This window comes from Pseudomonas sp. PsB (assembly GCF_043658375.1).
Taxonomy (GTDB): Bacteria; Pseudomonadota; Gammaproteobacteria; order Pseudomonadales; family Pseudomonadaceae; genus Aquipseudomonas; species Aquipseudomonas putida_Z.
The window spans coordinates 102,672-115,022 of the sequence record NZ_JBIGLU010000002.1; the positions used below are offsets into that span (position 1 = coordinate 102,672).

General features: G+C 64.2%; 12 protein-coding genes. 3 read left to right on the forward strand and 9 right to left on the reverse strand.

Features of this window, described 5'->3' with window-relative positions; all coding sequences use genetic code 11:
• Positions 1-12: 12 nt before the first annotated feature.
• The 9 genes from ccmI to ccmA are packed head-to-tail and all read right to left on the reverse strand — an operon-like array spanning position 13 to position 6,935.
• Complete coding sequence (gene ccmI / locus ACGLHT_RS05245) at positions 13-1,203, reverse strand: c-type cytochrome biogenesis protein CcmI (protein WP_274120218.1); 1,191 nt, start codon at positions 1,201-1,203, stop codon at positions 13-15.
• Positions 1,196-1,684, reverse strand: a complete 489-nt coding sequence (locus ACGLHT_RS05250; protein ID WP_137164513.1) for a cytochrome c-type biogenesis protein — start codon at positions 1,682-1,684, stop codon at positions 1,196-1,198. The genes ccmI and ACGLHT_RS05250 overlap by 8 nt, the downstream gene beginning before the upstream one ends.
• Positions 1,681-2,217, reverse strand: coding sequence for a DsbE family thiol:disulfide interchange protein (locus ACGLHT_RS05255; protein ID WP_023663391.1), 537 nt, complete (start codon positions 2,215-2,217; stop codon positions 1,681-1,683). The genes ACGLHT_RS05250 and ACGLHT_RS05255 overlap by 4 nt, the downstream gene beginning before the upstream one ends.
• Entirely contained in the window at positions 2,214-4,187 is a 1,974-nt protein-coding gene (locus ACGLHT_RS05260; RefSeq protein WP_274120220.1) for a heme lyase CcmF/NrfE family subunit, read from the reverse strand. Before ACGLHT_RS05260 ends, ACGLHT_RS05255 begins: the two co-directional genes overlap by 4 nt.
• Positions 4,188-4,198: 11 nt before the next feature.
• Entirely contained in the window at positions 4,199-4,654 is a 456-nt protein-coding gene (ccmE, locus tag ACGLHT_RS05265) for a cytochrome c maturation protein CcmE (protein ID WP_019096399.1), read from the reverse strand.
• The gene (gene ccmD / locus ACGLHT_RS05270; protein WP_013973562.1) at positions 4,651-4,827 is read right to left on the reverse strand and encodes a heme exporter protein CcmD; all 177 of its coding nucleotides are present in this window, start codon (positions 4,825-4,827) and stop codon (positions 4,651-4,653) included. The genes ccmE and ccmD overlap by 4 nt, the downstream gene beginning before the upstream one ends.
• The gene (locus ACGLHT_RS05275; protein ID WP_012273476.1) at positions 4,824-5,591 is read right to left on the reverse strand and encodes a heme ABC transporter permease; all 768 of its coding nucleotides are present in this window, start codon (positions 5,589-5,591) and stop codon (positions 4,824-4,826) included. Before ACGLHT_RS05275 ends, ccmD begins: the two co-directional genes overlap by 4 nt.
• Before the next feature lie 46 nt (positions 5,592-5,637).
• Positions 5,638-6,315, reverse strand: coding sequence for a heme exporter protein CcmB (gene ccmB, locus ACGLHT_RS05280; RefSeq protein ID WP_013973563.1), 678 nt, complete (start codon positions 6,313-6,315; stop codon positions 5,638-5,640).
• A complete protein-coding gene (gene ccmA / locus ACGLHT_RS05285; protein ID WP_274120217.1) occupies positions 6,303-6,935 on the reverse strand; it encodes a cytochrome c biogenesis heme-transporting ATPase CcmA in 633 nt (210 codons plus the stop codon). Before ccmA ends, ccmB begins: the two co-directional genes overlap by 13 nt.
• Before the next feature lie 408 nt (positions 6,936-7,343).
• Here ccmA and ACGLHT_RS05290 point away from each other — a divergent pair, with 408 nt between their 5' ends.
• From ACGLHT_RS05290 to ACGLHT_RS05300, 3 genes are all read left to right on the forward strand, one after another.
• On the forward strand, positions 7,344-10,211 hold the full coding sequence (locus ACGLHT_RS05290; protein WP_274120216.1) for a dermonecrotic toxin domain-containing protein: 2,868 nt from the start codon (positions 7,344-7,346) through the stop codon (positions 10,209-10,211).
• A 177-nt stretch (positions 10,212-10,388) separates the two neighbouring features.
• Positions 10,389-11,945 (forward strand): flagellar hook-length control protein FliK, encoded by a 1,557-nt coding sequence (locus ACGLHT_RS05295; RefSeq protein WP_137164516.1) that lies wholly within the window; start codon positions 10,389-10,391, stop codon positions 11,943-11,945.
• On the forward strand, positions 11,942-12,283 hold the full coding sequence (locus tag ACGLHT_RS05300) for an EscU/YscU/HrcU family type III secretion system export apparatus switch protein (protein WP_075045906.1): 342 nt from the start codon (positions 11,942-11,944) through the stop codon (positions 12,281-12,283). The genes ACGLHT_RS05295 and ACGLHT_RS05300 overlap by 4 nt, the downstream gene beginning before the upstream one ends.
• Positions 12,284-12,351: the final 68 nt, after the last annotated feature.

Genomic DNA, 12,351 nt, shown 5'->3' on the forward strand with positions numbered 1-12,351 from the left:
GGCATTGCTCTCTTACGGGTCGGGGCTGTCGATGGTCAGGTGCTGGATGGCCTGGGTGGCGCTGGGCAGTGGCGTGCCCTGGCCAATCCACTCGCCATGGGTTGGCTGGCCAGCGCGTGATACACGTGCAACGAGTTGGACTTCGGCAAAGTCCGACAGTTTCATCTGCGGCATCATGGCGTCAGCATCGGACAACTCTACCTCGATCGGCAACTGCGCCACAGTCACCCGCTTGGCCGCCAGCGGCATCGGTGGGCCATTGCTGGCGCGGGCGAAGATGAACACCGTGTCGTCTGGCTTGACCTTGTCCTTCAACGCCGCCGCCAGTTCCACGCGCACCTTCAAGCGAGCCGCCACGGGCGCCGCAGCCTGCCCCGGCGAACCACCCAGGCGCTCGGCGGCGCGGTCGATACCGCCCTGCAGCGCCGCACGCGAGGCATCACCTTCCGGCAGCTGAGCCAGCAGGCGCTTCCAGTAATCGATGGCTTCCTGGTAGCGCTCGCCCTCGAAGGCAGCGATACCACGCAGGCCCAGGCTGGTCACTTCGTTGGGGTCGGCTTTCAGCGCCTCGTCAGTCAGCGCCTGCAGCTGCGGGCTCCATTTCTTGTCGGCGGCGAAGTACAGCGCCTGGGCCCACTGCCCGAGCAATTCGGGCTGGCGACCGGCCAGGGCCACGGCGCGCTCGAAGGTACGCGCGGCGTCGCTGGGGCGCTGCTCGGCCATGTAGGCTCGGCCCAGGAAGTACACGGCCTCGGCCGAATCCGGCTGGGCCTGCACCACCCGCTCCAGGCGGGCAGTCATTTCTTCCATCGACTTGGGCGCTTCGGCAAACTCCTGGGTCAACTCCACCTTGTCGGCCGCGCCGAAATGCAGGTACAGCCCCAATGCCAGCAGCGGCACCAGCAGCGCCGCCAGCAACGGCAGGGCCTTGCCCAGGTGCCCCTGGCGCGGGGCCTCGGCACCTTCGGTATCCGCCAGCAGCTCACGGGCGGCCTCGTCACGGCCCTTGGCCATCTGCGCCTCGTCGAGCACGCCAGCGGCCTGCTGGGCAGCCAGTTCGGCGACGCGCTCCTGGTACAGGGCCACGTTCAGGGCGGTGCGGTCTTCTTCCTGCTGGCGGCCACGGCCACGCAGGATCGGGATCAGCAGGAAGCTGAGGGCAGCGAGCAGCAGCAGGCCCGCGCTAAGCCAGAATTCAATCATGGGTCTGTTCTTTTTCCAGCAATTTGGCGAGACGCTCGTGTTCTTCGGCGGACAACTCATTGGCGCCCTGCACGGCCGCACCGCGGCGCCGGCGCACGATCAGCGCCAGCACCACGAAACCACCGGCCAGCAAAATCCCCGGGCCAAACCACAGCAGCCAGGTACGCCCGCTGAGCGCCGGCTTGTAGCGCACGAAGTCGCCATAGCGGTCGACCATGAAGTCGACGATCTGCTGGTTGCTCTTGCCCTCGCCGAGCATGCGGAAGATTTCCCGACGCAGGTCGGCGGCAATCGGCGCGTTGGAGTCGGCGATGTCCTGGTTCTGGCACTTGGGGCAACGCAGCTCCTTGGTCAGCTGCTGGTAGCGCTCACGCTCGGCATCGTCGCGGAACTGGTAGGTGTCGATGGCCGCCTTGGCCACGCCTGCCAGGCTCAACCCCATGAAGAGCCCCAGCACGGCAGCTGCCAGCCCCCGCTTCATGGCTTGGCCTCGTCGACCAGGCCCTGGTACAGCGGCGCCAGCTGCTCACGCCAGACCGTGGCATCGACCACGCCCACGTGCTTGTAGCGGATGATGCCTTTGGCATCGATCAGGAAGGTTTCCGGCGCGCCATACACGCCCAGGTCCAGGCCCAGGCTGCCCTGCTCGTCACGAATGTCCAGCTGGTACGGGTTGTGGAACTCGGCCAGCCACTTCAGGGCCGCCGCATTGTCGTCCTTGTAGTTGACGCCGTGGATCACCACGCCCTGCTGGGCCAGCTGGTTCAGGTACGGGTGCTCGACCTTGCACGACGGGCACCAGGTGGCCCACACGTTGACCAGTGCCGGGCGGCCCCGCAAGTCGGCCTCGGTCAGGGTACGGTCGCCCTGGGTCGAGGCCAGGGAAAACGCCGGGAACGGCTTGCCGATCATTGCCGAGGGCAGCTCGTCGGGCTTGAGGAACAGCCCTTTGTAGAGGAACACCGCCACCAGCAGGAATACCGCCAGGGGGACTACCATGATCCAACGCTTCATGCAGCTGCTCCAGACACGCCCAGGGCATCACGCACCCGGGTCTTGACCTTGACGCGATAGCGCCGGTCGAGGGCCGCCAGCAACCCGCCCAGGCCGGTCAGCAGACCGCCCAGCCAGATCCAGCGGACGTAAGGCTTGATATGCACGCGTACCGCCCAGGCACCGTTCTCCAGCGGCTCGCCGAGGGCGACGTACAAGTCGCGGGTAAAGCCGGCGTCGATGCCGGCTTCGGTCATCATCGACTGCTGCACGGTATACAGGCGTTTCTCCGGGTGCAGGGTGGTCACTTCACGGCCATTGCGGCTGACCACCACGGTGCCTTTGTCGGAGATGAAATTCGGCCCTTCGAAATGCCGGGCACCCTGGAACAGGAAGTGGTAACCGCCCAGTTCCACGCTCTCGCCCGGCGCCATGCGCAGGTCGCGTTCGGCGCTGTTGTTGCTCGACAGCACCACGCCCAGCGCGCACACCGCCAGGCCCAGGTGCGCCAGCTGCATGCCCCAGTAGCTGCGACCCAGCCCGGGCAGGCCCTTGAGCAGGCCTTTGTGGCGGGTCTTGTCGAGAATGTCGCGCAGCCCGCCAAGCACCACCCAGGCCGCCAGGGCGAAGGCGGTCAGGGTCGGCCAGTCGAAGTCGTCGACGATAAAGCCCGCCACCGGCGCGAGGATGGCGCTGCCGAGCAGCACCGGGGTCATCATGCTGGCCAGCCATTTGCCGGGGGTGTCTTTCCAGCGCACCACCACGCCCACACCCAGCACCACCATCAGCAGTGCCATCAGCGGCAGGAACAAGGCGTCGAAATACGGTGGGCCGACCGACAGCTTGGCCCCGGTCAGCGCATCTAGCACCAGCGGGTACAGGGTACCAAGCAGAATCATCGAGGCCGCCACTACCAGCACCAGGTTGTTGGCCAGCAGCAGCGTCTCGCGCGACCACAGGGCAAAGCCGACCTGGCTCTTGACCACCGGTGCGCGCAGGGCGAACAGGGTGAGCGACCCACCGACCACGAACAGCAGGAAGATCAGGATGAAAATGCCCCGCGACGGGTCGGCGGCAAACGCGTGCACCGAGGTCAGCACACCGGAACGCACCAGGAAGGTACCCAGCAGGCTCAGAGAGAACGCGGCAATCGCCAGCAGCACGGTCCAGCTCTTGAACACCCCGCGCTTCTCGGTCACCGCCAGCGAGTGGATCAGCGCCGTACCCACCAGCCAGGGCATGAACGAGGCGTTTTCCACCGGGTCCCAGAACCACCAGCCACCCCAGCCCAGCTCATAGTAGGCCCACCACGAGCCCAGGGTAATGCCAACCCCGAGGAAGGCCCAGGCAACGATGGTCCAGGGCCGCGACCAGCGCGCCCAGGCGGCGTCCAGGCGGCCACCGAGCAAGGCGGCGATGGCGAAGGCGAAGGCCACCGAGAACCCGACGTAGCCCATGTACAGCATCGGCGGGTGGACGATCAGGCCAAAGTCCTGCAACAGCGGGTTGAGGTCGCGGCCATCGGTCGGCACCTGCGGCAGCAGGCGCTGGAACGGGTTGGAGGTGATGATCAGGAAGCTCAGGAAGCCCACGCTGATCATGCCCATTACCGCCAGCACGCGGGCCAGCATCACCTGCGGCAACTGCCGCGAGAACACCGATACGGCAAAGGTCCAGCCGCCGAGGATCAGCGCCCACAGCAGCAGCGAACCTTCGTGGGCGCCCCACACGGCACTGAACTTGTAGTACCAGGGCAAGGCGCTGTTGGAGTTGCTGGCCACATAGGCGACCGAGAAATTGTCGGTCATGAAGGCATGGGTCAGGCAGGCGAAGGCAAAGGCCAGGAAGGCGAACTGGCCCCAGGCCGCCGGCCGCGCCAGGCTCATCCACAGGCTGTCGCCACGCCAGGCGCCCAGCAGCGGCACGCTGGCCTGCACGGCGGCAAAGCAGATGGCCAGGATCATCGCCAGCTGGCCGAGTTCGGGGATCACCAGCGCCGCGTTCATGGCTTGGCCTCCCCGCCGGTGGCGGCCTGGCCGCTTTCCTTCAGGGCCTTGGTGACCTCGGGCGGCATGTACTTCTCGTCGTGCTTGGCCAGTACTTCATCGGCCACCACCACGCCATCGGCGTTGAGCTTGCCGAGTGCGACGATGCCCTGCCCTTCGCGGAACAGGTCGGGGAGGATGCCACGGTAGGTGATCGGCACCGACTTGTTGAAGTCGGTGACCACGAAGCGAACGTCCAGCGAATCGGACGAACGCTGCACCGAACCTTTCTCGACCATGCCGCCGGCGCGGATGCGGGTATCCAGCGGCGCTTCGCCGTTGGCGATCTGGGTCGGGGTGTAGAACAGGTTGATGTTCTGCTGCAATGCGCTCAAGGCAAAGCCGACGGCAACCCCGACGCCGACCAGCAGGCCGACGATGAGCAACAGGCGTTTCTTGCGCTGCGGATTCACTGGTTGTTCTCCCGGCGCAAACGGCGCGCCTCATCTTGCAGGTAGCGACGGCGGGCCAGCACGGGCGCGGCGACATTCAGCGCCAGCACTGCCAGGCAGATGCCATAGGCCGTCCACACGTACAGGCCATGGTGGCCCATGGCGAGAAAGTCACCGAAGGTGGCGAAACTCATTGTGCGGCCCTCCGCCCCAGGCTGTTCAATACTTCATCCTTGACCCAACTGGCGCGCGCTTCGCGCTTGAGCACTTCAAGGCGCATGCGCAGCAACAGCACCGCGCCAAAGAAGCAGTAGAAGCCCAGCGCCGTGCACAGCAGCGGCAACCACATTTCTGCGGGCATCGCCGGCTTTTCGGTGAGGGTGAAGGTGGCGCCCTGGTGCAGGGTGTTCCACCACTCCACCGAGTACTTGATGATCGGGATGTTCACCACGCCGACGATCGCCAGTACCGCACAGGCCTTGGCTGCACTGTCACGATTACTGATTGCCTGGCCCAGCGCAATAATGCCGAAGTACAGGAACAGCAGGATGAGCATGGACGTCAGCCGGGCATCCCAGACCCACCAGCTTCCCCAGGTGGGCTTGCCCCAGATGGCCCCGGTGACCAGCGCCACCGCGGTCATCCAGGCACCGATGGGGGCGGCGCATTGCAAGGCGACGTCGGCCAGTTTCATCTTCCATACCAGCCCCACCACCCCGGCCACTGCCAGCAGCACGTAGCAGGACTGCGCCAGCATCGCCGCCGGCACGTGGATGTAGATGATGCGGAAGCTGTTGCCTTGCTGGTAGTCCTGGGGGGCGAAGGCCAGGCCCCAGGTGATGCCGACCAGCAGCAGGAGCACGGCAGCGCCGGCAAGCCACGGCAGCATGCGGCCGCTGATGGCATAGAACCATTTGGGGGAGCCCAGCTTGTGGAACCACGTCCAGCTTATTTTCATCAGGGTACATCCAGGGTATTGGCCGGGCTTGAAAGCCCGGGACTCGTTATTCGCCGACGCTGATCTTCAGGCCGGCCGCTATCGCAAAGGGTGCCAGGGTCACGGCCAGGGCCGTCAGGCTGGCGAGCCAGAGCAGGTGGCCGGTTGCCGGCATATTCTGCAACGCCGCTTGCAACGCACCACTGCCCAGGATCAATACAGGGATATACAACGGCAGAATCAGCAATGCCAGCAGCAAACCGCCGCGTTTCAGACCGACTGTCAGCGCCGCGCCCACCGCGCCCAGCAGGCTCAGCACCGGCGTGCCCAGCAGCAGGGAACCGAGCAGCACCGGCAGGCAATGGCTCGGCAGCCCCAGCATCAGTGCCAGCAGCGGCGCCAACAATACCAGCGCCAGCCCAGAAAAGATCCAGTGCGCCAGCACCTTGGCCAGCACCAGCAGCGCCAACGGATGCGGCGACAGCACCCACTGCTCCAACGAGCCGTCCTCGAAATCGCTGCGGAACAAGCCGTCCAGCGACAACAGCACCGCCAGCAGTGCCGCCACCCAGACCAGGCCTGGCGACAAGGTTTGCAACAATTGGCTTTCCGGGCCGACTGCCAGCGGGAACAGCGCAACCACGATGGCGAAGAATACCAACGGGTTGGCCAGCTCGGCCGGGCGGCGGAACAGCAGGCGCGCTTCGCGGCGCAACAACAGGATGAATACGCTCATGCCGCCCATTGCCCCAGGTTCAGTTCACGGTAACCGGAGGGCTTGCGTTCCAGCGTGTGGTGGGTGGTCAGCACTACCGTGCCGCCCTGTTCGCAGTGGGCCGCCAGGTGCGCCTCGAGCTGCGCCACGCCCTGCTTGTCGAGGGCGGTGAAGGGTTCGTCGAGGATCCACAGCGGCGGGCTGGCCAGGTACAGCCGGGCCAGGGCCACGCGGCGCTGCTGGCCGGCAGACAGGGTGTGGCAGGGCACGTCTTCGAAACCACGCAGGCCGACGGCCGCCAGTGCTGTCCAGATCGCTTCGCGGCTGGCAGGCTGGTGCAGGGCGCACAACCAGGTGAGGTTCTCCTCGGCGGTGAGCAGGTCCTTGATGCCGGCGGCATGGCCGATCCACAACAGGATGCTGGCCAGGGCGTGGCGCTGCTCGGCCAGTGGCTTGCCGCCCAGCAGGATCTGCCCGGCCGTCGGCTGCATCAGGCCGGCCAGCAGGCGCAGCAGGCTGGTCTTGCCGCTGCCGTTGGGGCCGCTGATCTGCAGCATGTCGCCGGGCCGCAGCTCGAAAGCGAGGTGCTCGAACAGCAGGCGCCAGTCGCGCTCGCAGGCCAGGCCCGCGGCTTGGAGGTGAAGGGTCACGGTTTCGCCTTATCTTTGTAGGGTTCCGGAGCGGTGTCGCCTGCTTCGCGGGCACGCCCGCTCCCACAAGGTTTCACGCAAGGCTTGAAAGCTGCGCAAGGCCCTGTGGGAGCGGGCATGCCCGCGAAGCAGGCGACACCGCCCTGAAGCCCTGTATCTCAAGTCGCCCCCCTCGCTGCCGTTAACTGGCAACGACGGACGGCCGGCATTATTACACGCGCCGCCGCGCTGCCAAGAGGGCGGGCTCGACAGGTTGTATACAATCATGACTGAAATCAATAGTCTCGGCGCACAAACCCTCGCGGCGAGCATGCCCGGTGTACTGTCTCCCGGCCAATAAATACATACCTCCAGATCTGTCGCCCCGGGCTCGACCATGCCAACTCCTTCACATGGCAGGTACAAGACATGACAACTCATTTGCACCCATCAGCGGCCCAACACACGCGCAAATACCTCACCCTGATTCCTCGCCCAGATCGAGTCGCCGCCGAAAAAATAAGGCAGTGGTACCAGACTCAGGAAACCGATCTCGATCCCGACACCACATTGGCAGTTACCTTGCACTACAAGCCCAACCCCGAGGGGGGCTGGCTAGCCCAGGTGGTTGAGCAAATTCCGCTCAGTCAGGCCCTGTTGTCCAAATGGCAAGATCAATCCAATAGCGTGGAGAACATTTCACTTGCCCCCCTTCTCCGTCCCACGGCCCTAGTCGCCCTCGACCTCATAGGCCTTTTCAAGGAATGGAGCCTTACGCAGGAAAGCTGGTCTCAGGCCTTTTCCGATGGTCACGTGCATATCGTCGATCGACTCCCCCAAGGCGGCCTCTTTGGCGAGATCGAAGACCATTTGGTGTATCAAGGGCTCTTCCGCAAGACCGAGCCCATGCAATACAACCGCCAGACGCAGATCATCACCGACACGCAAGCGTTTCAACAATTCATCTGGAATTTGAACTTTCATGACGAGTTCATCGCCCAATTGAACGACTATTGGCTGCGCCAATTTGACGATTTCGCCATGCTGGCACGCGTAAACTTCATCGCCGCCTGCAACAAGCAGGTCGAGGAAGGTAGCCTGAGCCAAGCGGGGTGCGAGCTGGCCTGGCGCTCGGCCGGTATCGCCAACGACGATGACTCGCAAACCGCGCATGACGGCCAGGTTGAGGCACGCATGCTCAACTTCTATGGCTATGTCGCTACGGATATTCCTTGCCTCACTGATCGGGCCTCAGGCCTGACCCTGCTCTATATACCTGGCAACTCTTCGCCAGTGCATGAGTTTGCCAACCAGGGCGCAATGAAAATCTGGTTGGTAGAGCAGTGCAAGGATGCCGAAAAGTGCAAGGCGTTGATGGCGCATTTCCGTCTCGAAGACCTACAAAGCGGGCTTAGCTACTCGGGGTTGCAAGCCACGCTCGAAGGGTTGGGCAATTACCAGGGCACGCGCTACCTGTACATTGACAATCTGATCGTTCCAGCGCGCGGCTGGTCCCCCCAATACATCAACTACAAGGTCGAGACCTACAGCCCGGTGATAGCGGGCAGCCTGTTCGACCATATCGCCTTGCGGCACAAACAGCGCAGCTACGAAGATGCACAGTTTTTGATCACCAGCAACAGCGACCTCATCAAGGCCAAATGGCGAGGTTATCTCAACCTTACGCTGACTCTGCTCGCGCCCCTGTCGCTTCTGGTGCCCGGGCTGGGATGGCTGGTTGCTGTTGGTGGCATCGCGCAGTTCGGCGTTGGGCTTGATGAAGTGATCAACGGCAGGAACCTGCAAGAGAAACTGGATGGCGTCACCAACATTGCATTCGGTGCACTGTGTGCCGCGCCGCTGCTCGGAGAGCTGAGAGCCGGCAGCCAACAACTGTTCCGGGCACAATACGACGGTTTTGTTGCCCCTCGCAGGATAAATGGCCAGATCGGCTACCCGCTCAGCCCAACCCGGCCACCAAGACCCCGCTGGGGTGGTAGAAACTTTCAGGCGTACTTCGAGCAGCCGGTGCCGGTCGAACCGCTCCCCCCTCATGCAGGCGAAACAGTAATCCGCCGGCAAACCACCCATGCGGGCATGGACACGCTGATAGATGTGCATAATCCGGAAACGGACTTTGTCTACGACCTGAATGCCGACGCGTTTGTCAGGTCAAGCGATGTGGGTGAAGCTGCACCCACCCGCTTCATCGCCGAGAACGCTAGGTTGCGCACATACCAACCGGCATTCAACGGCCCTCGCAACGTTAGCAACGCCATGCGCGAAAGCACGCTGCGCAGTCTCGGTATAGAACTCCCGCTCCCCGTCGAAGTGCCGAGGGTCACCCACGTAAATCAGCTGCCTATCCCCAAGAGAGTGATCCATCTATGGCCCAGCGGTGATCCCATCTCGCCGGCGTCGCTCGCGCATGTCAGCCGCAATTCCAGGCTGCTCAACGAGAGCGGCTTTGCTCATGTTCTTTACCTGTCCAACGCAAACTATGACGCCTTCGTCATGAATAGCCGCGCCTTGGCCCGCGTCGCTCCCGACCTGCAGGTATTGCCCCTCGAACACCAAGGTTTCTACCGCGAAATGGGGTACTCCAAGCGCTATTACGATGCCGCCATGGAGGGACCGGAGCGCGGGTCCTCACACATAACCGCAGCCAATGACATATTGAAATACCATGCGCTCTATCACGAAGGCGGCTTGTACATGGATATCAACAATGACCTGCTGGCACCGTCTGATCATCCTGCGGCGGCAGGTATCGTCAATGCCCACGCACCCAGCGACTGGATCGGCAATGTGCCGTTGGAGGCATCGCCCGAGGGCCTATTGCTCGAGCAGCCGAGCTCCAACCCATTCAGAGGCGCGCATCAGCAATACAATACCAGCGTAATTGGCAGCCATCCCCGCAACCCGTCCTTGCGCAGGGTCATAGACGAAATGGAACGTCGGCTGGACACCCGCCCAGGGTTCTTCAGCCAGAAACAGAACTGGCCGGCCCAAGGAGCCAGGGGCGCCAAGTACGCCACCTATGCCAAGGCGCTGAGTAACTTGACCGGTATTGAAATGTTCAATCACGTCGTTGACCGGGCCTTACCTGCTTATCGGCAAATGAAACAGATATACAAGCTGCTCAGCTGCCCGCTGCTGGAGACACCTACGCTGCTGGGCGCGGACCTGAGGCCAGTGTCTGATGAAGAGCTGCAAGCCAGCCTCCAGTCACTGTTCCGCGTGAACCGAGTTGTGCGAGTGAACAACGGGTTCGCCTGGAGGAACCTGAATCACTGAGACAACGCTGGACGTGTGCCGGCCTGGGGCTCATAGCTCCAGGCCGGCACGCTTTCCGGGCTCCCGCCTCAAGTCGCTGTCAGCGCTGCCGTTATACTGGCAACAACGGGCGGACTGCATGACGAGACGCAGCGCCACGCTGCGAACCAGGCGAGCTCGAAAGGTTGTAGACCCTACATGAGTGAAATCAACAGTCTCGGCGCACAAACCGCGATCAGCCCCCAGGCCATCAAGGCGGGCATGACCGGCGAACTGCTGCGCCTGACGCAACCGCAGCCCGGCTTGATGGCCCCCGGCGAGACCGCGCAGGCCGAGGTCATGTCGTTGCGCCAGGTGGGCCAGGACTTTCAGCTGGTGCTGCGGCTGATGCAGGCCAACGGCACCCAGACCCAGCTGCAAGCCAGCGCCAGCCAGCCCCTGCCCCAGGGTAGCCAGGTCACGGTCAGCCAGACCGAAAGCAACCGCCTGGCGATCATGCTGCAGCAGGCCAGCGCCAGCCAGGTCGCCACCCTCACTCAGCTGGACACCAGCAAGGTGCCGGTCGGCACCCTGCTGCAGGGCAAGGTCCTGACCAACCAGGCGCTGGCCCAGGCGCCCGGCCAGCCCGCCGTCTACCGGGCGCTGGTCAGCCTGCTGAACAGTGCCCAGGCCGGCGCAACCCTGAGCGTGGACAGCCCTCGACCGCTGGCCGTCGGTAGCCTGCTCAGCGCGCTGGTGCAGGGCGACCAGTCGCTGCGTTTCGTACCGCTCAGCGGCCGCCAGGACCAGCTCAGCATTGCCCAACAGCTGCTGACCCAGCAAAACCGCCAGGCTTCGCTGCCCGGCCTGCTCAATGCCCTGCAACAGGTGGCCCGCGACCCGGGCGCCGATGGCGAACTGCGAGCCAGCGCCGAACGCCTGCTGGCGGGCCTGCCGGAAGCCCGGCAACTGGGTGATGCCAAGGCAGTGGCCCAAGCCCTGAACAACAGCGGTACCTTTCTCGAAGCCAAACTGCTGGGCGGCCTCCCGGCCAGCGTCGCCACCGACCTCAAGGCGCACTTGCTGCGGCTGATCTCCGTCGCGCCGGCCAGCATACCCGGGGCGCCCAACCTGGCGCCCGCCAGCCTGGCCGTAACCATGCCGACCCTGGCCCGCAGCGCGCTGGGCATGCTCGAACGGGTCAGCCCCAAGCCGCAGCCGGGCGCATTCCCGCTGCCGTCGCGCCTGCTCAAGGCCATGGAAGACGAAGGCGACCTGCAACAACTGCTGCGCCTGGCCGCCGCTGCCGTGTCGCGCCTGCAAAGCCACGCCATGAGCAGCCTGCAACAAACCGGTACCCTGGAAAACGGCAACCTGCAGACCACCTGGCAAACCGAAGTGCCGATCCGTCACGGCCAGGAGTTCATCCCGTTGCAGGTCAAGCTGCAACGCGAGGAAACGCCACAACAGCAAGCCGACCGCCAGCAGGAATCAGCCGACCCGCTGCAAGCCCTGTGGCGTATCGAGCTGGCTTTCGACCTCTCGCCCCTTGGCCCGGTGCAGGTCCAGGCACAACTGAGCCAAGGCCGCCTGGGTGGCCAGCTTTGGGCGGAACGCGAGGCGACAGCCCGGCTGATCGACAGCCAGCTCGGCAGCTTGCGCGAACGCCTGTTGGCGCGGGGCCTGGATGTGGGTGATCTGGAATGCCATCCTGGTATCCCGCCACAAGGCCCGCGTACGCGGGTTGAACAACGCTGGGTGGATGAGAACGCATGACGCACCAACCTGCACGGCAGGCGATTGCCCTGTTCTACGACGGGCAGCAAGCCCCTACCCTCACCGCCAAGGGCGACGATGCGCTGGCCGAGGCCATCCTGGCATTGGCCCGCGAGCACGAGGTGCCGATCTACGAAAATGCCGAGCTGGTGCGCCTGCTGGCGCGCCTGGAGCTGGGGGACCAGATACCGGAGGCGCTGTACCTGACCATTGCCGAAATCATCGCCTTTGCCTGGCACCTGCGGGGCAAAGTGCCTGCGGGCTTCGATGACGAACCTGCCGCCCCAGGGCCTACCCCACCGCTGCTCGGAAGGCTGCCCGGAGGCGAAGGCGCCTGACCGCCATGGTATCCATGCAAATTGCCTTTTTGCGCCATATTGGTAACGTGCCGTTCAAGGTCAGGCGC